Genomic DNA, 22,272 nt, shown 5'->3' on the forward strand with positions numbered 1-22,272 from the left:
CTTCAGGGCAAGAGACGCGCGAGGAACAGGAGCCCTTGCTGGGCGTTGTCCGGCGAGAGCGGGCCTCCGCCGAAATCGATCGACCCGTAGCTCAGGCCCGCGAGGATCGGATCGCCGGTCGGCATGACCCCGAGCGCGAGCACGCCGGCCGCCATGTCGGTCGTGTAGGTGCGCGAGCGCCGGTGGGTTCCGTCGAACTCGAGCTGCGCGACGAAGGGGCTCACCTGCGTGTTCGAGGTCAGCGGTCCGCCGCCGAAGTCGACCGTATCGCTGAACCAACCCGCGGTCACGATGCGGCCGTTCGCCACGCCGAGCCACATGCCCCAGTCGGAGATGGAGTTCGGTCCGCCCACGATCTTGCTCCACGCGAGCGCGCCGTCCGACGCGAGCTTCACGAGGTACGCGTTCGTCGCCATGGGCGCGGCTTCGAGCTTCGAGCCGTCGTCGAAGCTGATGACGCCCCCCATGCGCCCCGAGAGGACGAGCTCGTCGTTCGGCGTGACCGCGATGCCGAGGGCCTCTTGATCGGCGGCGTCGCCCCAGTGCTTCCCCCAGATGGGGTTGCCGTTCGGCTGGAGCTTGAGCGTGAACACGTCGTCGTTGCCGGCGCTCGTGAACATGCCCGCGACGCCGAAATCGACCGATCCGCTGAAGTGGCCGGCGAGGATGATGTTGCCCATCGTGTCGACCGCGAGGTTCACGATCTCCTCGAAGCCCGCGCCTCCGTAACGGCGCGACATCGAGTGAAAGCCCGAGCCATCGAGCCGCGCGACGAACAGGTCCGTGTCCACCGGGGCCGTGAGCGCGGAGCCGCCGAGGTTGATCGTGCCCTGGAACTCACCGCCGACGACGACCTGCCCGGCCGGCGTGAGCGCGAGAGCCGTCGCGCTTTGCGAGCTCGTGTCGCCGAAGAGCTTGGCCCACTCGACCTCGCCGCTCGGCTTGAACTTCGCGACGAGCGCGTCGCTGCTGCCCTCGCTCGTGAGCGTCCCATTGCCGAGATCGATCGCGCCGGAGACCGAGCCCGCGAGGTAGATCATGCCCGTGGCGTCGATCGCCACGCCGGCGCTCGTCTGCGACGAGGCGTCGCCGAAGCGCTTGCTCCACTGGTGCGTGCCATCGGCGCTGAACTTCGCGAGCAGGATGTCGGCGCCGCCCGTGGTCGCGAGCGGTCCGCCGCCGAGATCGAGCGTGCCACGAAGCTCGCCCGTGATGACGATGTCGTGCGTCTTCGGGTCGACCGCGATGGCGCGGATGAAGATCTCTTCGGCCGTGGAAAAACCCTTGCTCCACGCGAGATCGAGCGGCGGGCATTCGGCCGGATCCTCGCCGTTGCACGCCTCGTCCTCGGGCGTGAGGCAGTTCTCGGCTTGCGGCAGGATCTCACCGGAGCACTCGCCGAAGCCCGTGCCGTTCGGCAGGCAAATCTGGACGCCCTTCTTGCAGGCGCCGATGTCCTCGGTGCCGGGAGGTCCGGTGTAGCAGGCCCGCTCTTCGTTCTCCGCGCAGCCCATGCCGCCGCCCGTTCCGCTCGAGCTCGTCGTGTCGCCGAAGTCGCGCGCTTCCGGTGTACACGCGGCCGCTCCGACGGCGATGATCGAGGCCGCGCCGATCAAGGCGCCGAGGTGCCGCAAAGACCAAGCCAAACCCCTATGGATCCTGCCTATCATCGATCCGAGCATGCCATGGATCGACGCGCCTCGGATCAGCTGCGTGGGGCCCGTTTTCAGGGGGAGAGGCGTGCCAGAAACCCGCTCGCATCGACCGTGCTCGTGGTCGTGAACGCGCCGCCGCCGAAGTCGATCGAGCCCGCGTACGCGCCGCCGATCACGACATCTCCCTGCGGGCCGAGGTCGAGGGTGAGCGCGCCGTCGGGGCCCGGACCGCCGAAACTGCGCGAGCCGAGGTGCGCGCCGTCCAGCGTGAAGCGCGCGAGGAACACGTCGACGTTCTCCACCGCGGAGAGAGGCCCGCCGCCGAAGTCGATGCTGTCGTCGAAGAGACCCGCGGCGAAGATGCTCTCCGAGGTCGGATCCACGCGGAGCGAGACGCCGAAGGTGCCGGAGCCCTTGCCGCCGAACATCTGGCCCCAGACGATCTTGCCGGTCGACGAGTAGCGCGCGAGGAAGAGGCCGCGGTCGCCCTTCGCGTAGAGCACGGGGCCGTCGAGGTACAACGTGCCCGCGGCTTCACCCGCGACGATCACATCGCCGTTCGGCAACGCCGCGATCGCGAGCCCGCGTTGTGACCCGGTGTCGCCCGCGCGACGCGCCCAGAGGCCGGTGCCGTTCGCGGAGAGCTTGGCGAGGAAGACATCGTGGCCGCCGATGCTCGTGAGCATGTCGCCGGCGACGGGGCCGAAGTCCATCGTGGTGTCGAACGTGCCCGTGATGAACAGCGATCCCGTGGGGTCGACGGCGAGCCCGCCGAGCTCGTCGAAGCCCGTGCCGCCGAAGCGCCGCGAGAAGAGGTGCGTGCCCTCGGCGTCGAGCTCGGCCACGTAGATGTCGCTCGACCCCGCGGAGACGAGGTCCGATCCACCGAAATTGATCGTGCCGGAGGAGGTGCCGCCAAGGACGATGCGCCCGGACGGCGTGATCACGATCCGCTTGATGCGCTGGGCGTTCGCGTCACCGAAGCGTTTGGCCCAGGCGAGGTTGCCCTGCGCGTCGAGCTTCGCGACGAACGCGTCGTCGCTACCCGCGCTCGTCAGGACCTGTCCGTCGCCGAAGTCCGTGGTGCCTCGGATCGCGCCGCCGACGTAGATCGATCCGGCGGGATCGATGGCGACCGCGGTGGCCTCCTGGATCGCGGCGTCGCCGAAGCGCTTGCTCCATTGGGGTTCGCCGAGCGGGCCGAAGCGCGCGACGAAGATATCCTTTTCCCCTGCGCTCACGAGCGGTCCGCCGCCGAAGTCGACGACGCCGCGGAACGATCCGACGGCCACGACGTCGCCCGTCGCCGGATCGATCGCGACGCTCTCGATCGACTGCATGTCCGTCTCGCCGAAGCTCTTGCTCCACACGTGCTTGAACGCAGGCACAGGGATCGGTCCGCCGCCTTCGCCGCCCGTACCCCCCGCGCCGCCCACGCCACCGGATCCGCCCGATCCGCCAGCGCCGCCCGATCCGCCCGTCCCGCTCGTCACGCCGGGCCCTACGTCGGGCGAGCACGCTGCCGCACACGCCATCACCAGGCCGAGCAGCCCGATCCACGCGCCGTTTCGCATTTCAAGCCGCCTCGTACCCGTTTGCCGTTTCATGTCGCAAGGCATGAGCATCGCACAACGACGAGCCTCTTTGCGCGCGCCTCCGCCTTCGCTACGCACGGGCGCATGTCCGATCAATCCTCCCCCGTGAAAGTCGAGCGTCGCGGCGCCGTCGGCGTCCTCGTGATCGACCGCGCCGATCGTCGCAACGCGCTCTCGCGCGACACCCTCTACGCCCTCGGCCGCCTCGGCAGGGAGCTCGTGAGCGATCCGTCGGTCCGCGCCATCGTGCTCACCGGCGCGGGCGACAAGGCCTTCTGCGCGGGTGCCGATCTGAAGGAGCGTCAGGGCATGAGCCCCGACGACGTGCGCAAGCAGGTCGGCCTCTACCGCAGCGAGCTCGGGGTGCTCGATCGAAGCGAGAAGCCGGTGATCGCGGCGATCAACGGCGTCGCCTTCGGCGGCGGGCTCGAGCTCGCGCTGATCTGCGACCTGCGCGTCGCGGCGCCGCACGCCGAGCTCGCGCTCCCCGAGACCACGCTCGGCATCATCCCCGGCGCGGGCGGCACGCAGAGGCTGCCGCGTGTCGTGGGGGACGCGCGCGCCAAGGAGATGATCTTGCTCGGCCGGAAGCTCGGGGCGGCCGAGGCGCTCGCGTGGGGGCTCGTGAACCGCGTCTCGCCCGAGGGCACGAACGTCCTCGACGACACGATCGCCTGGATCGAGCCCATCGCGAACGGCGCTCCGATCGCGCAGAGCGCCGCGCTCCGGGCGATCGACACGTCCTACGAGGTACCGCTCGAGCTCGGCCTCGAGCTCGAACGTGTCTACTACGACGAGACGTTGCGCAGCGAGGATCGGCTCGAAGCACTGCGTGCGTTCGCCGAGAAGCGCAAGCCCGCCTTCCGCGGCGTGTAGCGGCTACACCCCATCCGTTGGATCTCGAAGCATCTGGATCTTGCTCTCCAGCCGCTTCGAGACCCACACCTTGTTGTGCTCGTCCACGACGACCGCGCCGCAGTCGTCGAGCTCCTCGCAGATCGACAGACCCTTGTCCGGGCCGAGGATGAAGATCGCGTCGTCGATCCCGTCGGCGGTGAAGGCGTCCTTGGCCCACACGGTCACGCTTCGGCTCTTCATCGCGGGGTAGCCCGTGCGTGGATCGATGATGTGGTGCCAGCGCTTGCCGTCCTTCACGAAGGCGCGCTCGTAGTCGCCGGCCGTCGAGAAGGCGTGGTCGGTGACGTCGATCATCGCGAAGTAGTCGTTCGGTCCCTGCCCGCGTGGATCGCGCACGCCGACGCGGTACGGCGAGCCGTCGGGCTTCTTGCCGCGCACGTACAGATCGCCGCCGGCCTGCACGTAGAACGACGCGAGTCCTTCGGCGGCGAGCACCTTCGCCGCGGCGTCGACGGCGTAGCCTTTGGCGATGCCGCCGAGGCTCACGCGCATGCCGGGCTTGCTCAGCATCACGCGGTGTGCGTCGTGGTCGAGCTTGATCTTGCGGTAATCGATGAGCGCGCGGGCCTTGTCGATGTCGGCCTTCGAGGGCACCTCCTCGACCTTGTTCTCGTCGAAGCGCCAGAGATCACGCATCGCCTCGAACGAGATGTCGAAGACGCCCTCCGATCGCTCGGCGACGGAGATGCTCTTCTTGATCACGTCGAACGTCTCGGGCCCGACGGCGACGGCCTGCTTGCCCGCGGCCTGGTTGATGCGCGAGAGCTCGCTGTCGTCGCGCCACGTCGTCATGAGCCGCTCGAGCCTGCGGATCTCGGCGAGCGCCTTGTCGAGCTTCGACCGGATCGCCGCCTCGTCGAGCTCGCGCGTGGTGTACGTCGTGATCACGACGTGTGTGCCCATCGCCTTGTCGTCGAGCGTCACCTTCTTTGGATCGAACGGCGGCGGGCGCGGCGGAGCCGACGAGGATCGCGCCTCGGGCGTGGGCTCGGGCGGCGAGGACGTGTTGCACGCCGCGAGGGCGAGCGCGCCGAGGAGGAAAACGTGGCTCGTTCGCATCATGGCTCCCGCGTGATCCGCACGTAGACGTGCGACGGCGGGGCGATGCCCGTCTCCACGCGCACCTTGGGCATCCCCGGCGCGAGCGCCGCGACGAGCGCGAGCTCCTCCTCGTAGAACATGCGTCGGATCGAGGTCACGGCGTCGTAGTAGAACGTGTACGTCCGACCGTACAGGGCTCCGACGAGCGCCACGAGCCCGAGCGTGGTGAAGCTCCGCTCCCCGTCGATGAAACACGCGCCCACACGCGCGCGCCGCGCCGCCTCGCTCATCATCCGCGCGATCATTCCCGGCGGGAAATGGTGGATCGCCTGGGTGCAAGTGATCACATCCACACCCCGCTCCTCGAGCCCACCGAGCGCGAGCGCATCCTCGACCGAAAACCGCACCGAGAGCCCCCGCGCGGCCGCCTGCGCGCGCCCGAGCGCGAGGTACTCCTCCCGCAGATCACTCGCCTCGATCGCGACCCGATCCCCGAACCGCTCGGCGAGGTACAGCGAGAGCCCGCCGTGCCCCGCCGCCACGTCGTGCACGATCGGCCGCTTTCCCTCCGCGCTCGCCGCCTCCACGAGCGGATCGATCGCGGCCATCACCGTCGCGTAGATCCCGGTGCAGTGGTTGAACCGATCGAGCACGTCGAGCGCGTGGGTCCGCTCGTCCTCCGGGAAGCTCGGATCATCCATGAGCTCCGGTCGATCGCGATAGAGACGCGCGTCCACCGCATGGAGCAGCTCCGTGAGCCGCGAGCCTCCGTCTCCGTCGAGATCCATCGGCCGCTCTGCGCGCATCGTCGTCACGGCCTCGGCGACGAGCGTATCGAAGCGCTCGATCGCCGCGCCGTCGCCTTGGAGCACGGCGCTTTCGAGCGGGGCGATCGCGGGCGCGAATCGCTCGATCGTGCGGCGCATGGCTTTGTTGCGGTGCAGCGCGAGCGCGCCGCGAAGCGGCCCACGCACGTCGTGGCGACTCAGCTTGCGCATCACCGCTTCGAGGGCTGGATCGACGTGGCGGCGGAGGACCTCGGACAGCATCGAGGCGCGGGGCATGGAGGCGAGCTTAACGTATCCCGGCGCGACGTCGCGTCACGGGCGCCCCGCGCGAGAGGGCTGTATGCTGCACGATCGACCCATGCAGACGACGTCCGTCGATCGACCTCACAGGGAAGCCATCCTCGCGGCCGCTCGTGCCGTCGCGCCGATCGTCCGCGACGTCGCGTCGCGGATCTTCGCGCACCCAGAGCTACGGTTCGAAGAGACGCGCGCCGCGGGCTGGATCTGCGACGCCATCGAGGCCGAGGGTGTCGCCGTCGAACGTGGCACGGGAGGCCTCGCCACGGCCTTCCGCGCGCGCCTCGGCGACGGCGCGGGCCCGCGTGTCGCGATCCTCGCCGAGTACGACGCGCTCCCCGAGATGGGCCATGCGTGTGGCCACAACCTGATCGCCGGTGGCGCGCTCGGCGCGTTCCTCGCGATTGCGCGGGCGCGGCCGTCCTTCGCGGGCACGATCGAGATCATCGGTACGCCTGCGGAAGAGGGCGGCGGCGGCAAGATCCGCCTGCTCCAGGCCGGCGTGTTCGAGGGCGTCACGGCCGCGCTCATGTTTCACCCGTACGATTGCGACCTGCTCGCGCCGACGTCCCTCGCGAGCTACTGGCTCTCGCTTCGCTTCAAGGGGGTGCCTTCGCACGCGGCGATGGCTCCGTGGGAAGGCAAGAGCGCGCTCGCGGCGGCGCTCGGAACGATGCACCTCGTCGACGCGCAACGCGTGCAACTGCGGGACGGCACGCGCGTGCACGGCGTCGTCGTCGAGGGCGGCCAGGCGGTCAACATCATCCCGGAGCGCGCCGTGGTGGACTTCGCGGTGCGCGCGTCGTCGTTCGCCGAGCTCTCGATGGTGCGCGCGCTCGTCGAGCGATGTGCGCGCGGCGCGGCGATCGCGTGTGGTGTGGAGGTCGAGATCGAGGTGCGGGGCGGCTACAAGGACCTGCGCCCGAACATCCCGCTCGCGCGCCGCTTCGGCGAGCACCTCGCCGCGCTCGGCAGGCCTGCGCGCTTGGTCGACCCCGTACGCAGCATGGGCTCGACGGACATGGGCGACGTCTCGCACGTGATCCCATCGATTCACCCGCTGCTCGCGATCTGCGACGAGGGCGAGACGATGTGCCACGAGCACCCGTTCGCGCGATACGCGGACAGCGATCGAGGCGCGGATGCGATGATGGCGGCGGCGCAGGCGATGGCGCTCACGGCGCTCGACATCCTCGCGGACGCACCCTTGCGGGCGGCGATGACGTCTTATTTCGAGGGGAAGTTCGAGGGGAAGAACGGGCAGTAACGTCAGGCCGCGGGCGCGCGTTTGCTGTCGACCCCGGCGGCTTGCAGATCGTCGAGCATGCCCGTCGTGCCTTCGAGCGGGATGGCGCGGGCGAGGGCCACGCGCTCGAGCATCATCGCGAGCTCCAGCATGTTGCTCACGGGCGGCAGAAGCGCGCTCGTCCCGTCCCAGAGATCGAGCCCGATGCTGCCGCGCAGAACCGGTAGCTCCTGCCCCTTCTGGTCGGTCTTCGGGATGCGCACCTTGTCGATCTGCGACCAGCTCCAGCGCCGCACCCGCGGCACCCCGAACGAGAGCAGCTCGCGCAGCACGATGCCCTCCGGGTTCACCACCACGCCGCGCATTTGGTCACGCAAAACCCCGGCGATGGCGCTGCAGAACAGGATGATCGCGCACACGCTCGCGGGCATGATGCGATGGCGATCGTCCTCGACGACGTACTTGAAGAGCCAGCTATTCGTCGGGGCGTGCTGCCCGTAGACGATCGCGCCCGAGATGATCAGCGCGAACGCGAGGTAGGCGAGCCAGGGAAGGCGTTCCTTCAGCGGCGGCCCGAACGACACGGTGCTGTCCGGGCGATACGTCATGTCGAAGCCGGGAGGACGAGAAGGTCGCGCCATGCCCGCAGTCTACACGAGCCCGGCGCGAACCTTGGATCCGGCTAGAGCATCGACCGGTTCGATGCTTGGAAGATCGCGAAGCGATCTTCCCTCGGGGGGTGAATCGTCCGGGCTTTGCCCGGACGAGAGGGGGACGCGAGGCGTCCCCCTCGGGACAAAAGAGCTAGGACATCGAGCGGTTGCAAACCGATCGATGTCCTAGCGACTCACTGGCACTCCGAGGCCTTCGTCGGATTCGCGCGGAAATATTCGAGGCACCACGGGCTCAGCGCCGCGGTGAAGTCCGCGCACGGGATCTGGTCCGGCGCCGTGCCCGAGCGATCCGTCGCCAACGCTTCTTTGCAGGAGGCGCAGCACTTCTGCTTCAGGTCGGCTTCGCCCGCGGGCTTCGCGCCCTCGCCCTCTTCGGGTTTCGCCGCCGTCTCCTCGCCGGCCATGTCCTGGCCGCCCGTGTCCTTGTCGACGTCCGGCACCTCTGCCTGCTTGGGCTGGCTACACGCCGCGATGAGCAGGGATCCCGCGAAGAACAAGCCGACGAGCGCGCTCGAAACCTTCTTCATGGATCCGGCTTTATCGGAAGCCTGACCGGGAATCAAACGTGGTGTTCGTCGCGGCGCTTTGAGCGTGGCGCCCTCCTATAGCAAACTCGCCGCCATGCACGTGCACCTCGTGGGCGTCGCAGGGACGGGGATGGGCGCGCTCGCCGGGCTGTTCAAGGCCAGCGGGCACGACGTCTCCGGCTCCGACGTCGCCTTCTATCCTCCCATGGGCCCCGCCCTCGAACGCTGGGGCATCCGGCTCATGGAGGGCTTCGACCCGAAGCACCTCGAACCCCGCCCCGATCTCGTCGTCATCGGAAACGTTTGCCGTCCAACGAACCCCGAGGCGCGCGCCGCCCTCGACAGTGGCGTTCCGACGAAGAGCATGCCCCATGCGCTCGCCGAGCTCCTGCTCGCGCATCGCTCCCCGCTCGTCGTCGGCGGCACTCACGGCAAGACCACGACGAGCGCCCTCTGCGCGTGGCTCCTTCACGAAGCCGGACGCGACCCGGGCTTCCTCATCGGCGGCTTGCCCAAGAACTTCGACGCGAGCTTCCGCGTCCCCGGCGACGTGGCCCGCGGCGGCCGTTTGCCACTCGTCACGGGCGAAGGCATGTCGCGCAGGAAGACGCCGTTCGTCGTCGAGGGCGACGAGTACGACACGGCCTTCTTCGAGAAGACCCCCAAGTTCTGGCACTACCGGCCCGAGGTCGCGATCCTCACGTCGATCGAGCACGACCACATCGACATCTACCCGGACGAAGCTTCCTACCTCGCGGCCTTCCGCGGCTTCGTCGAGCGTGTCCCCGAGAGCGGCCTCATCGTCGCGGCCGCGGCCGATCCGCGCGTCGTCGACGTCGTCCGCGCCTCGGCCCGCGCCGAGGTCGCGTGGTTCGCCCTCGAAGGCGACGACACCCATGGACAGCCGCCGCACTGGCTCGCCGCGCCTGCCGAGGTCGACGAGAACGGCCAGTCGTTCGACCTCTACGCCGGTGGTGTTTACGCGGGCCGCGCCGCGCTCACGATCCCCGGCCGCCACAACATCCGCAACGCGCTCGCCGCCGCCGCCGCCGTTGCCCAGGGCTTCGGCGTACCGCTCTCCACGGTCCTCTCGGCGCTCGCGACCTTCCAGGGCGTTCGCCGCCGGCAGGATCTCCTCTACGAAGTGCGCGGCGTCCGCGTCTACGACGACTTCGCGCACCACCCGACCGCCGTCGACGAGACCCTGCGCGCGCTCCGCGCCCGCCACACGAGGGGCGCGCTTTACGCCGTGTTCGAGCCGCGCAGCGCGACAGCCTGCCGTGCTCTCCACCAGGAGCAGTATGCGAGCTCGTTCGACGCGGCTGACGTCATCGTCCTCGCTCCGCTCGGCCGTCCCGAGATCCCCGAGGCCGAGCGGCTCGATCTTCGCGCGCTCGCGACGGCGCTCGAAGCGCGGGGCAAGCGCGCTCTCACGCCTGCGTCCGTCGACGAGATCGTCACGCTCCTCGCGCGGGATGCGCGGGCGGGCGACACCATCGCGCTGCTCTCGAACGGCGCGTTCGGCGGCATTTACGACAAGCTACGGGGAGCGCTCGCGCCATGAAGAGCACGACGACGGGCGAGCGCGCGCAGTTTGCCGCCATCGCGCAGCTCGTGGCCGAGGAGGCGGGCGCGCTCGTGAGCGCCGGCTTCCGTTCGCGCCCGCCCGTCGAGTCGAAGGGTCCTTCCGACCTCGTCACCGAGTACGACCGCGCGAGCGAGGACATGATCGCGATGCGCCTCGGCTCGCTCGCCCCCGGCATCCCCGTCGTGGGCGAGGAGCGCGGCGACGGCTTCGCGCCGATGGCCCTGCGCAGCGGCCTCGTCTGGTACGTCGACCCGCTCGACGGCACGACGAACTTCGTGCACGGACACCCGTTCTGGAGCATCTCCGTCGGCCTCTTCGACGGCGACGAGCCGATCGCGGGCGCGGTCGTGGCGCCTGCGCTCGGCCTTCGCTGGAGTGGGTGGGTGGGCGAGCCCGTGAGCGTCTCGGGCCGGCCGGGCCGGCATGGCGAGGCGCGGCGCAACGGTCAGCGATGTGGCGTGAGCCCGACGATGCGGCTCGAGGACGCGCTCGTCGCGACGGGCTTTCCGCCGATCCGCAACGTCGCGCCTGCGAACAACTTTCACTCGTTCATGAGCGTGAAGCACGTGGTGCAGGGCGTGCGCCGTTGCGGCAGCGCGGCGATCGACCTGTGCATGGTCGCGGACGGGACGTACGACGGTTACTGGGAGCGGAAGCTCAACATCTGGGACGTCGCGGCGGGCTGCGCGATGGTGCTGGCGGCGCGGGGAAGGATCACGTCGCTGGAGGGCGGGGTGCCGAACTATCACGAGGGGCACATCGCCGTTTCGAATGGGCACCTGCACGACGCGTTGGTCGAGGCGATCAACGCGTAGAGGCTGCGTCTCAGCGCTTGCGGCGTCGCGCGACGAGGGCGCCGAGGGCCGCGAGGGCCGCGAGTGCACGCCCGGGGTGTTTCGAGGGGCCGCCCGTGGTGGTGCAACCGCTGTCCCCGGGCTCCGAGCCGCCCGTTCCCGCGGAGCCGCCAGCGCCGCCGATACCGCCAGCGCCGCCCGAGCCGCCAATACCGCCCGAGCCGCCAGCGCCGCCCGAGCCGCCAATACCGCCGGAGCCGCCCGCGCCGCCCATACCGCCCGAGCCACCCATTCCGGCATCACCGCCCGAGCCGCCCATACCGCCCGAGCCACCCATTCCGGCATCACCGCCTGAGCCGCCGATACCGCCGGAGCCACCGGAGCCACCGATACCGCCCTCGCCGCCCGCGCCGCCCATACCACCCGCGCCGCCCATACCACCCGCGCCACCGCCGCCATCCGGCGTCACGCCGCCCTCGAAAATCTCCGCGCTCGCGTGGGCGGCCGGGTCGCCGTCTCCGGAGGAGCAGCCCTCCTGCATTCCTCCGAAGACCAGCACACGATTGCCTTCGAGCCTCACGGCGCCGGCATAGGTGCGCGATGTGCTCATGCTCGGCGCCGGCCTCCAGTCATTCGTCTCCGGGTTGTACACGGCGGCGGTGTCGAGAGGGCAATCGTTGCCGCCGGTCCATTCTCTGCCGCCCACGAGCAGCACCATTCCATTTCCGAGCCGCATCGCCGTGTGACGCCGACGCGCGACGTCGAGCGGACCCGTCACCGTCCAATCGTTCGTCGCCGGATCGTACACCTGCGCGTGCGGCACGTTCCGCGCGCCTGCGACCAGCACCCGGCCATCGGCGAGCAGCGTCGTCGTGAAATCGGCGGGCGGCATGAGCAATGCCTGCGTCGACGTCCATGCATTCGTCGCCGGATCGAACCGCTCGGCGCCGTCTCCGCTCACCACGAGCACCCGGCCGTCGTCGAGCCCCGTCGCCTGGTGTTTCGCATGCGCGAACATGAGCGTCCCCGCCGGGGAAAACATCCCCGTCGCCGGATCATAGATCTCCGCCGTCGCCGGGTTCCCATTGCCGCCGGTCACCAGCACCTTTCCTCCCGAAAGGACGACCGCCGAATGCCCCGAGCGCGCCACGCCGAGCGAGCCCGTCACGCTCCACGTTTTCGTCGCCGGGTCGTAGAGCTCCGCGGCCGCCGTCCCGCCGCCCACCAGGAGGATTCGCTCGTCGGGCAGCCGAGCCAGCACGAGGCCGCTATCGTGGTGCGCCGCCATGGCGCCGGTCATCGCCCACGTATTGCTCGCCGGATCGTAAAGCTCCGCCGAGGACGGGGCATCGCCGCCCACCACCAGGATCTCGCCGGTCGAGACCCGGACCGATTTCGCATGCCGGCGCAAATGCAGGAGCTGCGCGGCGTCGCTCCATGCATTCGTCGCCGGATCGTAAATCTGCACCGTGGGGTTATTGTCCCAGTCGTTGTTGATTCCTCCGGCGATGAGCACGCGACCATCGGCGAGCTCGGCCCACGTGCCCTCCTGATGCGCCATGGACATGCTCCCGGCCGGCGTCCATCCGGATTGGCAGCCGACCGGCGCATCCCCGACGCAGGCGCCCGCCTGGCATACTCCATTCGCCGTGCAACCGTCGGCGCTGCCGCAGGTTGCCCCGCTCAGCGGGGTGCACGTCCCGTCCGCGGACGCGCCCTTGCTCACGGAGCAGGCGTCACACGCGCCCGCGTCGCACGCGGCATTGCAGCAGACGCCGTCGACGCAGAAGCCGCTCGCGCATTCGCCGTCGAAGAGGCAGGCGGCGCCATTCGTCGCGAGGCGGAGCGACTCGACGCTCGCCGTGCCGCCGCCGGTGACGAGCACCCGCCCGTCGGCGAGCTCCGTGGCGCTGTGCCCGCCGCGGTTCGTATTGAGGAACCTGCCGAGCGACCAGGTTCCGGTGGCCGGATCATAAAGCTCCGTGACCGCGCCGCCCGTGACCAGCACCCGACCATCGGCGAGGCGCGTGGCCGTGTGCGTGTAGTGGGTCACGTTCATCGGCGTCGTCTCCGTCCAGGCATTGCTCGCCGGATCGTAGAGCGCCGTGCCGCGGTTCTCCGCGGTAAAACCCTCGCCGCCGTAATCGGTGTAGCCGCCGGTGACGAGCACCTTGCCGTTGTCGAGCAGCGTCGCGGTATGGCCCTCGCGGTTCTCGATGACGCCCGCGAAGGTCCACGTATCCGTGGCTGGATCGTAGAGCTCCGTCGTGCTGGTGGAGACCCCATCTTCGGCGCCGGCCACCACGAGGACCTTGCCATTCGGGAGCAACGTCGCGGGATGGTAGCTGCGGATGAACTCCATGGGGGCGGCGCTGGTCCACGTGTCCGTGGCAGGATCGTAGAGCTCGGCGGTGGAGAGCGTAACCCAGTCGTACTCTCCGCCAGCCACGAGGACGTTTCCATTGGGCAAGAGCGTCGCGGAATGCCCTGCGCGGGGCTCGAGCATGGGCGCGACGCTGGTCCACGTATCGGCGACCGGATCGTAGAGCTCGACGGCGCTCGTGTTTCCGCCGGCCACGAGGACGTTTCCGCTGGGCAAAAGCGTCGCGCTATGGTGCGTGCGCGTCGTGCTCATGGACGCGACGAGCGTCCATGCATTCGTGGCGGGATCGTACACCTCGGCGGTCTCGCTCCCGCCGCCGGCCGCGAGGACCTTCCCGTTCGGGAGCAGCGTGGCCGTGTGCCGATTGCGCGCCACGTTCATCGGCGGCAGGACGTCCAAGCGCGGGGCGGTGAGCGCCGCGGCGGACGTCCCGAGGGGTTGTGCCATCGGCGGATCGGCGCGGTTGCAACCGAGCGACCCTCCGAGCGGCAATAGACAAAGGAGCGAAACGAGGCGACGGATCAAAGTGGTTCGCATGGGATCGAGATACCGGAGTCCTGGCTTCGAGCGGAACGGAAAGCATGGAGCCGACCGCTTGTGTGTCCGTGGGATCCGGCACTTCTGCCCGCGTTTGCGTGATTCCTCCCACCGTGCAGCTTCCGTTCCGGCCCGTGTTCGGACTGGAGTGTTGGTCCTGGAAGTGGTAGGGTGGGCTCGTTCCCTCTGCTGTTCTCCGTGAGGTGATTGGCAATTGAATCCCGAGTAAGCCTGAACCAGGGGCCCACTACGCTGTCGTGGTGAGCTAGGCCCGAGAAGTCATCGGGAAGCCTAAAGCGGCACATCGGGCACCCACCTAGCCGCAAGCTAGGGGTTCAAGCCATCAACCCACGATTACGGCGGTAAGGAACTCTTCTTCGAGCCCGGCGAGAGCCGGGCTCTTCTTTTTTGTCTCGAACGTCGGGGGATGCCGGGCTCGGGGGTTCTGCTTTACCCCTCGCCACCGGCCGGGCCTGCGGCCCCGTCCTCGGATTCCTCGTCGTCGCCGACATCGAGCCCGTCGTCGGTCTTGTCCTTGAGGAAGAAGAGATCTTGCGTCTGCTTGTCGCGCGGGAAGGCGGCCTTGATGCGATTGGCGACCTCGGCGAACACGTCGAGAAACTCTTCCTTTGCGAGGTTCCGCGCGGCCCGCGCTTGCGCCGCGGCCTCCATGCCGAGCCTGCGCGCTTCGAGCGCCTGTTCGTAGCGGTGCCGGAGGGAGGTGATCTTGTCGAGCTCGGCCGAGCCGGCGGGGTAGATGGCGGCGATTTCGGTATATCGACCTTCGAGGGCGCGCATTTCCTTGATCTGCGTGCCGCCGACGGGCTTGATGATCGGCGTGGAGCCGCCGGGGAACAGGGTCGACACGATACGACCGCCCGGGCGACCATCCTCGATTTCGGCGCGCTTGAGAGCGAGGCGAACGATCTGGTCGGCGAGCCTGTCGGCGAATTTCACCTCGACCCGGATGACGATGAGCTCTTTGATCTTCTGGCCGTAGGCCTGCTCGCGGGCGAGGAGCGCGTTCGTGGCGTCCTCGAGCTTGACGGCGAGGCCGGCCAGGGCGGCGACGTCGGAGAATTTCGCGAGCATGGTCCGCGTGTAGAGGCTCTTGAGCTCGCAGCGGGTGGTGGGCGTCTTGGCGTTGGGGAGTACCGACAAGGCTTGTCTCCTGGTTGGTTGGTAAGGCGGGCATCAGAAGTGATGTGAGCGAGGTTGTCAAGGACGGATACGGGTGGCTTGGAGGGGAGGCGGGGGAAGGGGAGGGCGCGGGAACGTGACTTGAGGCGGCGCGGTGGGGTGGCGAAGGGGGTGGAGGTGTTGCTTGGGGCGTGTCCACGGCGTGGCGGAGGGAGAGGAAACGTGGGGGGATACACGTTTGCGGCGTGGCGGAGGGTGCGGAAACGTTGCTGCGAGCCTGGCTGCGGCGTGGCGGATGTTGCGGAAACGTTGCCGAGGGCTTGGGGGCGGCGTGGCGGAGACGGCGGCGGCGTTGCGGGGAAGGAGGGGATGAGGGGGACGGGGCGAAAGCAAGGTGGAGAGGCGCTTGTCGTCGGGTGTCTTCTGTCGAAAACTCACAACCTGCCCTCCTGCTAGCTGCGAGCTGTCGCCCTCGTGAAACGAAGAGGAACCGATACGAGGCCTTCGATGGCGGTATTCTGCCATTTCGAGACGAGTGTATTCTCACCGGACGAGCGGGTAACCCACCTTGACCCGCGGGCAAACCTGGTGTAGCCGGCGATCATGTTGCGGATTGGCGCGCTCGTGAGCGCATCGCTCCTCATGGCTCCCGGTTTGGCGCGGGCTGCACCTGGGGGTTCTGTCTCTTCTGGAGAGCGCCGGTCGCGTCTCGATTCTGCATTGTCCATTGGAGCCGGACCAGCCCTTCAACTCGGCGGGTACCTGCCCAACGTGCTCAGTGTCGGGGGGACCGCGACATTCATGTTGCGCAGCTTCGGGGACGATGGGTGGGGTGGCGGTATCACCTTGACCTTTACCTACCTCCGGACCGTTACGCCTGCGACACTCTACGGTGCGGAGGTCGAGGGCGCCTACGCCAACGGTTCCGTCGGCGCCTGTATCCGGCGCATCGAGCCATTCGGATTTTGCGGTGGGTGGCGGATGCCTGGAGGCGCGTACTTCCCTCGAACGCCCGGCGCGACGTGGGAACATGGGTGGAGAACGGGCGGGTCGTTTTACGCGGGTGTCGATTTGCTGATCACGCTGGCCGACCGTCTCTCGCTCCGACCCATCCTCACCTTGGACGCCTATGGTTGGCCGACGCGGATCATCGTGAACAAGCGCAGCGACGCGGAGTGGCGGTCGTTTCCGCTCTTCGCGACTCTGTCCATGGAGCTGACCTTTGACTTTCGGACGCGGTACGCGGCGACGCCGCAGTTGAAGTGAGAATCGATGATGAAGCACTCGTATCAGGCGCTATTTTGTTGTGTTTTGACGCTCGCAGGGTCCGGTTGTGATGGCCCAAGGGAGCCCGTGGTCATCTATACGTGCGAGAACCCGGACCTGGACCACAAGGACAAGGACGGTAACCCCGATCCTTGCCACGAGAACGACGAAAAGAAGCCCATGGCCTGCGGGGCGGCGTGCGCCGACGTGGTCCTGGGTGTCAAGGCGGTCCCGGTGGCGCTCTGGTTTGGCAAAGAGCGCGCGTTGCCTGCGTGCCCGAAGAGCATGCCCAAGGCGGACTTCAACGGCGGCGCGGGCATCCTGGCGCCGTACGCGTGCCCGGAGTGCCGGTGCACCGAGCCGGTCTGCACCTTCGGGCCCGTCGTCGCGCTGGGAGGCGACGCGTGCACGGGTCCGGTCCTCGGCGCGGCGGATCCTCCGCCTGCATGGGACGGCGCTTGTCAAACGTCCTCGATCCCCATCTCGAACGTCGGATCCTATTCCTTCGAGCCGACCGGGGTCACCGGATGCGCCGTCGCGGAGGATCCGCTGCCCCCACCGCCGCATTTCGGCTCGTCGTCGATGTGGGAGACGACGGCGCGGGCGTGTCGCCATGCAGACGACGCGATGTGTCCGCCTGGCGAGCCCTGCGGCATTCGCGAGGAGGAACTGCCGTCCGGGTTCCGCTCGTGCGTGCGGCTCGAAGGCGCGACCCCGGAGGGGGCAGCTTGCCCCGCGGGTTTTCCGGAGTCATTCGTGTTTTACGCGGATGTCGACGAGGGGCGTGAATGCACGCCGTGTGAATGCGCGCCGGCGGGGGATGCAGTGTGCTTGTCGGTCGTGAGCCTGCACGAGCAGGCGGATTGCGGGGATGCGCCGATGATCGCGGCGCCGGTGGACGAGCTGGGCTCCTGCGCGGATCCGGGCATGGCTTACAACGGACAGGGGGTCGCGGCTTCCTGGGTCCAGAACGAGCCCGGGACGTGCATCGCCTCGGGCGGCGCGGTGACCGGGGAGATCAAGGCGATCGAGCCCGCGGTGTTCTGCTGCAAGTCGGTACACGGTGACGAATCCCCGGGACGCCCCCCGGGAGACTCTTCACCCTTCTAGGGTACAGTGCTCGCCGGCTCCCCCGCCGCGTTCCTCAGCTGTCTGTCTCATGGTAAGGTTCGACAGGTCGACCGACATGAGCGCGAACAGGAAGGCACCGCGAGAATACCTTTGGCGCTTCGGCGCGGTGGAGCTGGGCGCGTCGATCGCGCTGGGCGGCGATGTCCGCCTCGAGCTCGACCCACGGACGACCGTCCTGGTCGGCAAAAATGGAGCTGGTAAGTCAGCCATTTTCGACAAATTTCTGGCGGGATCGTGGGGGGCATCTGGAGTCGTGCAGGATGCGGTGCCTGATCCAGGTCGCTTCGCCGTGGAGATTAACCACAAGAGAGTGCCGAACTCCGCCGTCCGTTACGAATGTCGCTGGAAAACCATGGATGACGAGGGGGGCGTCGAGAATCCTCTCGACGCCGAGAAAGCAGACCGCTACGCCGAGATCGAGGAAACGTGCTCCTTCGTCGAGCCTTCCTTGGGCGAGAAAGTGCTCTGGACACTTCAAGATGGTCGTCTCGTCAGGAATGACGGAACCACGGACGTCCTCCCGCGCGGTCGCGGACTCCTCAACTGGTGGATTGCGAGCAAGAGCTCGTTCTCCTTCAACGCGATGGTCGAGCCGCTCTTCGAACTGTTGTTTCGCGTGTGGTCCGTACGTGCCGGCGTGCCGCGTGCAAACAGAGATCGTGAAGTCGCTATCGTGCCGCACCCATGGCCGTTTGGTAGAACTAGGCTTCAACGGCGTTACGAGCATATATCACCCGGAGTTCGCCAGCTCGTGGATACGCTTGCGACTTGGTACGAGTCGGAGCGGGGGCGCCTGGACGAGCTCGGCGAGGTGGGTCGGCGACTGGGGCTCTTGAACGATATCAAGGTCAGGCTTTTCGACAATCCCGAGCACGCAGCGGACGTACGGGCACCCCGAAACTTGGCAAGCGTCTCGGTGGACAACGTTGACGTGGGCCTCCTGTCGGACGGAACGCAGCGTGTGCTCCAGATCCTCATGGCGCTCATCCAGCCGGATCGGACGCTGTTACTCCTGGAGGAACCAGAAATAGCCGTTCACCCGGGCCTTTTAGGGCGGCTTCTCGAAGAGATCGAGGCGTACTCCGCGGACAAGCAGATCGTCATCTCGACCCAGTCACCGCAGGTGGTGAGCTGGGCGAAGCCCGACGCGCTCCGGCTGGTCGAACGGAGAAGCGGAACGACCTACGTTCGTGGGCTCGACGCCGAGGAGCAGGCACAGGTCGAGCGTTATCTCGAAGACGAGGGGACGCTCGGAGACTACCTCTACTCGGGTGCAATCGATGGCTGAGCAGACCATCGGCATCCTGGCGGAGAGCGAGAATGATTGCAAAGTGATGGGCACACTCGTGCGGCGCATCCTCGCAGAGGCCCAGGTCGATTCACGTTATTACAACATCATTCATCGTGCCGGGAGTGGGTGTGCCGGTTTACGGCAGAAGGCAGAGCGATGGCTTCGCGAGTTGTCCGCGCGGGGCTGCCGGATCGTCATCCTGATGCACGACAGAGACCGGCATGACGAACGCGAGCTACGCAAGAAGCTGAGCGCCTACCAGGTCCCCTCCAGCGTCGAGTATCACGTGTGTATCCCTGTCGAGGAGATCGAGGCCTGGTTTTTCTCTTGTGAGAAAGCATTGCAGCTCATCTGTGGCGATCGAGAACTCCCGCAAGAACTCCCCCACTTGGTTCGTGACCCCAAGGAGCGGCTCATCGAAGCATCCCGAGCCGTGCCCGGCCGGCCCAGGTACACGCCGAACGACGGCGCGCGGATCGCCGAGGTTCTGCAGCTCGATGTCTGCGCCAAACGATGTCCCGCCTTCCGGGAAATGCGTCTTTTCCTGCAAAAGCTCTGGAAGGACGCGCATCGAGGGCAATGACCGATGTCAACGCTACCATGTCGCCGACGTGCGCCTGATCCGACGAGCTGAGACGGTCGCCCACCTCCCCCGCAATCGCCATCCCTGACGACCGACGGAAGGTACGAAAAGGGAAAGAGGAGAGTGGCGGGGGCGCGGCGGGTCGCTGCTTTCCTGTCGTTGACGCCGCCTGGACGTCCCCGCACCGTCGCTCCATCGCCCGGATGGCCGCCCCGCTGTGGGGGTGAGGGCCGGACCATTCCGAGAGATGGGAGCGGTTCATGCGACGATCGACTCTTGGGGCTCGCCTTTGGCATTCCCTCGTCACGGCGGTCGCCGTCCTGTGTTTCGTTTTGCACTCGTTCGGGTGCGCCCCCTCGCGCGATCCCACGATGGCGCGGATCTTCGAGGCGCCGAACGTCGTCCACGTCTGTGTACGTCCACCGAACGTACCGAAAGACAAGCGAATTTGGGGGCTCACCGCCGACGGCACGCCCTTCTTCGGGGTCCGGGAGGTGGACCGCGCGAGAGGCAATGGCAGCCCCATCTATGTTTTCGACCAGGACGCGCCTGCCGCGAGCGCGAGGCTTTTACCGATTCCGTACAACACGCTCGAATGCCCGGCGAGGACCCCGCCGAAGCCTCGCGTCGCCGCGGCGACGGAGAAGGCCAAAGAGGCTGAGGAGAAGAAGGACGAGGGCAAGAAGGCCGAGCGGCCGAAGCCGCTGCCGCGACCGATCGCGAGGCCGCCGGAGGAGCAGCGGTGCGCGGCGTATCGGGAGCCGGGCCAGACGCGGAGACGGAGCGGGACGGGCGCACGTGTTTGCACGAGGGTGCTCGTCAAGTGGCGCTGCGCGAAGCAGGCCGTCGCGGACAAACGGCCGCCCGCGGCCGAGCCTTGCCCCGTCCACGAGCCCGAGCCGAGGGAGTTGCCGGAGAGCGCGGCCCAGGCGTATGAGGACTGGGGACTCAGCCGTGCGGACACCTCCGCGCTCGCGAAAGACCGAGCCAGGGAGTGCCTCGAGGGGCTTTGCCATGCCCGGCATCCGAACTTCGTTCCGAAGTCCAAAAAGAAGCCCGCCGAGACGAACAACGGGCAGTCGTTGTCAACGGGGAGTGGCTCGCCGCAGCCGGCGCCGAAGACGACGACGGTCAAGACGACGACGAAGCCGGTCCCCGCGAAGTCGAACGGCGCCAAGTCGAACAGCGCGGCGGCGGGGCAGGCGGGCAGCGGGAGCGCGGCGGACCCTCCACCGCAGGCCAAACCGAAGCGGGGAGGCGAGACGCCGGCGGCGGCGCGGGGACGGCAGGTGCATGAGGAGTTCAAGAAGAAGGTCGAGGCGAAGCAGAAAGAGGGAAAGGATTGGAGGCCCAACCCGCGTATCAAGTTGGAGGATGGGACGGAGCTGAGGCCCGACGCGCTCACGCCCAAAGGGAATCCGATCGAGCTGAAGCCGAACACGCCGACTGGCAAAGCAGCGGGCAAACGCCAGATCAAGAAGTACGAAGACGCTACAGGCCAGAGGGGACGTGTGATCTATTATGACCCATAAGCGAGCCCTACAGAACAGAATGAGCCACATCTTCAAGACGTGGGTCACGCCCGCGCTCCACGCGGCGGGCTTCAAGAAACGAGGGATCGTGTACGTGCGAGATCTGGGGAGCGTCCAGCACCTCTTCAATCACGAGAGTGACCACCTCAACACGGCCGACAAGTACAGCTTCACAACGAATTGTGGGATTCACGTGCCAGGGGTCAGAGGTACCTTCGGGAACTGCGTCGAACCCAAGGCGGTTGACGCAGCGTACGGGCTCCTGAACGTGAGACCCGGAATGCTGACACCGACGGGCGACTCGTGGTGGGAGCTCACGTCCAGCGATGGGCCCGAGAAGGACGACGAGGTAGGGCAGGAACTGCGGAAGCTCGTGGAGACCGCGGCCTTGCCGTTCTTCGATCGGTTCCGGGACGAACGCGCGGTCGCGGAGTTCCTCTCGCAGCCCCGCAGGAAGGAAGACCGACACGTCATGCCCTTTGCCGATACATTCGAGCTCTGCTACGCCGCGATCCTCTGGAAGCGGCTGGGCTGCAAGGACAAGTGCCGCGAATGCATCGAGCGGGAGAGGTCGAAGACCAAGAAGCGCTATAGCTCCCTGCCCGAGAAGTTCCTGGCGCGCTTCTCTTGCGATGACAACTGACGTTTCGGGAAGAGTGCATTCCAGCCCCATTCGTTCGATTCATGCAAGGGCGTGAAAGGATCGAATGCTCGAGCGCTACACCAAGACGGGGCCCGAGCGTCCGCGGCGGCCCCCTTCGCCTGTGATACATCCAGTGTCATGGCCGATACTCCGAGCTTATGGGTACCCGGACTCACCACGCTCGACACCCCCTTCGACATCATCCCCGACATCGCTCGGTTCGAGCCGCCCGACATCATCTCCTTTCGCCTTGCCCGCGAGATCAACGTCGAGGAGACCGCGCGGATCATGGCCTTCGTCCGGGAAGCGGTGCCCCAGACGGGCGCGCTCTTCTCGATGACGGACGCTTCGGTGCACCTCCCGCGCATCAGCATCGCCGCCGCCGTCGAGTTCAACCGACAGTTCAACCCGCGTCTCATCCGCGCCGCCGCCGTCGTCGCCGCGGATTACCGCATGCGCGTGCTCTCCGAGACGCTCATCCGCGCCGCCCGTCTCCTCAAGCTCGAAGTCGCAAAGTCCCCCGTCCGCTACTTCGACGACCACGCCTCCGCCCGCGCGTGGTTCGGCGAGCTCCGAACGGGCCCCGCCTGACCGATCACTCCTCCACCCCTGTCAAGTAAAACCCGTTGTTGGACCGCCCCCA

19 protein-coding genes are annotated in these 22,272 nt (G+C 67.8%); 11 read left to right on the top strand and 8 right to left on the bottom strand.

Annotation, left to right across the window (positions count from 1 at the left end):
- Window positions 1-2 precede the first annotated feature (2 nt).
- Together KEG38_RS00555 and KEG38_RS00560 are read right to left on the bottom strand one after the other, a co-directional pair.
- Entirely contained in the window at window positions 3-1,646 is a 1,644-nt protein-coding gene (locus KEG38_RS00555; protein WP_272416979.1) for a hypothetical protein, read from the bottom strand.
- Between the two features lie 80 nt (window positions 1,647-1,726).
- Complete coding sequence (locus tag KEG38_RS00560) at window positions 1,727-3,229, bottom strand: NHL repeat-containing protein (protein ID WP_272416980.1); 1,503 nt, start codon at window positions 3,227-3,229, stop codon at window positions 1,727-1,729.
- Window positions 3,230-3,334: 105 nt separating this feature from the next.
- Between KEG38_RS00560 and KEG38_RS00565 the strand changes: the two genes are divergently transcribed.
- Window positions 3,335-4,126, top strand: a complete 792-nt coding sequence (locus tag KEG38_RS00565; protein ID WP_272416981.1) for an enoyl-CoA hydratase-related protein — start codon at window positions 3,335-3,337, stop codon at window positions 4,124-4,126.
- 3 nt (window positions 4,127-4,129) lie between these two features.
- Here the strand turns inward: KEG38_RS00565 and KEG38_RS00570 are convergent, their stop codons facing one another.
- The gene (locus KEG38_RS00570; protein WP_272416982.1) at window positions 4,130-5,230 is read right to left on the bottom strand and encodes an FAD:protein FMN transferase; all 1,101 of its coding nucleotides are present in this window, start codon (window positions 5,228-5,230) and stop codon (window positions 4,130-4,132) included.
- A complete protein-coding gene (locus KEG38_RS00575; protein ID WP_272416983.1) occupies window positions 5,227-6,273 on the bottom strand; it encodes a class I SAM-dependent methyltransferase in 1,047 nt (348 codons plus the stop codon). Before KEG38_RS00575 ends, KEG38_RS00570 begins: the two co-directional genes overlap by 4 nt.
- A gap of 82 nt (window positions 6,274-6,355) precedes the next feature.
- Between KEG38_RS00575 and KEG38_RS00580 the strand changes: the two genes are divergently transcribed.
- Window positions 6,356-7,561, top strand: coding sequence for a M20 family metallopeptidase (locus KEG38_RS00580; RefSeq protein ID WP_272416984.1), 1,206 nt, complete (start codon window positions 6,356-6,358; stop codon window positions 7,559-7,561).
- 2 nt (window positions 7,562-7,563) lie between these two features.
- Here KEG38_RS00580 and KEG38_RS00585 read toward each other — a convergent pair whose 3' ends face one another.
- The gene (locus KEG38_RS00585; protein WP_272416985.1) at window positions 7,564-8,181 is read right to left on the bottom strand and encodes a hypothetical protein; all 618 of its coding nucleotides are present in this window, start codon (window positions 8,179-8,181) and stop codon (window positions 7,564-7,566) included.
- Between the two features lie 206 nt (window positions 8,182-8,387).
- Window positions 8,388-8,741 carry a hypothetical protein gene (locus tag KEG38_RS00590; protein WP_272416986.1) on the bottom strand — a complete coding sequence of 118 codons (354 nt, stop codon included), beginning with the start codon at window positions 8,739-8,741 and terminating at the stop codon, window positions 8,388-8,390.
- A gap of 94 nt (window positions 8,742-8,835) precedes the next feature.
- On the opposite strand from KEG38_RS00590, the gene KEG38_RS00595 reads away from it, so the two are divergent.
- Together KEG38_RS00595 and KEG38_RS00600 are read left to right on the top strand one after the other, a co-directional pair.
- Window positions 8,836-10,305: a UDP-N-acetylmuramate--L-alanine ligase gene (locus tag KEG38_RS00595; RefSeq protein WP_272416987.1), complete on the top strand. Its 1,470-nt coding sequence runs from the start codon at window positions 8,836-8,838 to the stop codon at window positions 10,303-10,305.
- Window positions 10,302-11,144, top strand: a complete 843-nt coding sequence (locus tag KEG38_RS00600; protein WP_272416988.1) for an inositol monophosphatase family protein — start codon at window positions 10,302-10,304, stop codon at window positions 11,142-11,144. Before KEG38_RS00595 ends, KEG38_RS00600 begins: the two co-directional genes overlap by 4 nt.
- A gap of 10 nt (window positions 11,145-11,154) precedes the next feature.
- On the opposite strand, the gene KEG38_RS00605 is transcribed toward KEG38_RS00600, so the two are convergent.
- Window positions 11,155-14,043, bottom strand: coding sequence for a Kelch repeat-containing protein (locus KEG38_RS00605; RefSeq protein ID WP_272416989.1), 2,889 nt, complete (start codon window positions 14,041-14,043; stop codon window positions 11,155-11,157).
- A 450-nt stretch (window positions 14,044-14,493) separates the two neighbouring features.
- Window positions 14,494-15,204, bottom strand: coding sequence for a hypothetical protein (locus KEG38_RS00610; RefSeq protein WP_272416990.1), 711 nt, complete (start codon window positions 15,202-15,204; stop codon window positions 14,494-14,496).
- Window positions 15,205-16,029: 825 nt separating this feature from the next.
- On the opposite strand from KEG38_RS00610, the gene KEG38_RS00615 reads away from it, so the two are divergent.
- From KEG38_RS00615 to KEG38_RS00645, 7 genes are all read left to right on the top strand, one after another.
- Window positions 16,030-16,449, top strand: coding sequence for a hypothetical protein (locus tag KEG38_RS00615; protein ID WP_272416991.1), 420 nt, complete (start codon window positions 16,030-16,032; stop codon window positions 16,447-16,449).
- Window positions 16,450-16,536: 87 nt separating this feature from the next.
- The gene (locus tag KEG38_RS00620; protein ID WP_272416992.1) at window positions 16,537-17,559 is read left to right on the top strand and encodes a hypothetical protein; all 1,023 of its coding nucleotides are present in this window, start codon (window positions 16,537-16,539) and stop codon (window positions 17,557-17,559) included.
- Window positions 17,560-17,635: 76 nt separating this feature from the next.
- A complete protein-coding gene (locus KEG38_RS00625; protein WP_272416993.1) occupies window positions 17,636-18,868 on the top strand; it encodes an AAA family ATPase in 1,233 nt (410 codons plus the stop codon).
- Window positions 18,861-19,454 carry a DUF4276 family protein gene (locus KEG38_RS00630; protein ID WP_272416994.1) on the top strand — a complete coding sequence of 198 codons (594 nt, stop codon included), beginning with the start codon at window positions 18,861-18,863 and terminating at the stop codon, window positions 19,452-19,454. Before KEG38_RS00625 ends, KEG38_RS00630 begins: the two co-directional genes overlap by 8 nt.
- Before the next feature lie 371 nt (window positions 19,455-19,825).
- Window positions 19,826-20,986, top strand: coding sequence for a hypothetical protein (locus KEG38_RS00635; protein WP_272416995.1), 1,161 nt, complete (start codon window positions 19,826-19,828; stop codon window positions 20,984-20,986).
- Between the two features lie 19 nt (window positions 20,987-21,005).
- Window positions 21,006-21,629 (top strand): DUF4304 domain-containing protein, encoded by a 624-nt coding sequence (locus KEG38_RS00640; RefSeq protein WP_272416996.1) that lies wholly within the window; start codon window positions 21,006-21,008, stop codon window positions 21,627-21,629.
- Between the two features lie 138 nt (window positions 21,630-21,767).
- On the top strand, window positions 21,768-22,220 hold the full coding sequence (locus KEG38_RS00645; protein WP_272416997.1) for a hypothetical protein: 453 nt from the start codon (window positions 21,768-21,770) through the stop codon (window positions 22,218-22,220).
- Window positions 22,221-22,272: the final 52 nt, after the last annotated feature.

The sequence above is a fragment of the Polyangium jinanense genome, from assembly GCF_028435265.1.
Taxonomy (GTDB): Bacteria; Myxococcota_A; Polyangia; order Polyangiales; family Polyangiaceae; genus Polyangium; species Polyangium jinanense.

Coding starts and splice junctions, on each gene's coding strand:
- KEG38_RS00560 (WP_272416980.1), bottom strand. CDS start 3,229: ATGCGAAACGGCGCGTGGATCGGGCTGCTCGGCCTGGTGATGGCGTGT.
- KEG38_RS00565 (WP_272416981.1), top strand. CDS start 3,335: ATGTCCGATCAATCCTCCCCCGTGAAAGTCGAGCGTCGCGGCGCCGTC.
- KEG38_RS00570 (WP_272416982.1), bottom strand. CDS start 5,230: ATGATGCGAACGAGCCACGTTTTCCTCCTCGGCGCGCTCGCCCTCGCG.
- KEG38_RS00575 (WP_272416983.1), bottom strand. CDS start 6,273: ATGCCCCGCGCCTCGATGCTGTCCGAGGTCCTCCGCCGCCACGTCGAT.
- KEG38_RS00580 (WP_272416984.1), top strand. CDS start 6,356: ATGCAGACGACGTCCGTCGATCGACCTCACAGGGAAGCCATCCTCGCG.
- KEG38_RS00585 (WP_272416985.1), bottom strand. CDS start 8,181: ATGGCGCGACCTTCTCGTCCTCCCGGCTTCGACATGACGTATCGCCCG.
- KEG38_RS00590 (WP_272416986.1), bottom strand. CDS start 8,741: ATGAAGAAGGTTTCGAGCGCGCTCGTCGGCTTGTTCTTCGCGGGATCC.
- KEG38_RS00595 (WP_272416987.1), top strand. CDS start 8,836: ATGCACGTGCACCTCGTGGGCGTCGCAGGGACGGGGATGGGCGCGCTC.
- KEG38_RS00600 (WP_272416988.1), top strand. CDS start 10,302: ATGAAGAGCACGACGACGGGCGAGCGCGCGCAGTTTGCCGCCATCGCG.
- KEG38_RS00605 (WP_272416989.1), bottom strand. CDS start 14,043: ATGCGAACCACTTTGATCCGTCGCCTCGTTTCGCTCCTTTGTCTATTG.
- KEG38_RS00625 (WP_272416993.1), top strand. CDS start 17,636: ATGAGCGCGAACAGGAAGGCACCGCGAGAATACCTTTGGCGCTTCGGC.
- KEG38_RS00630 (WP_272416994.1), top strand. CDS start 18,861: ATGGCTGAGCAGACCATCGGCATCCTGGCGGAGAGCGAGAATGATTGC.
- KEG38_RS00635 (WP_272416995.1), top strand. CDS start 19,826: ATGGCGCGGATCTTCGAGGCGCCGAACGTCGTCCACGTCTGTGTACGT.
- KEG38_RS00640 (WP_272416996.1), top strand. CDS start 21,006: ATGAGCCACATCTTCAAGACGTGGGTCACGCCCGCGCTCCACGCGGCG.
- KEG38_RS00645 (WP_272416997.1), top strand. CDS start 21,768: ATGGCCGATACTCCGAGCTTATGGGTACCCGGACTCACCACGCTCGAC.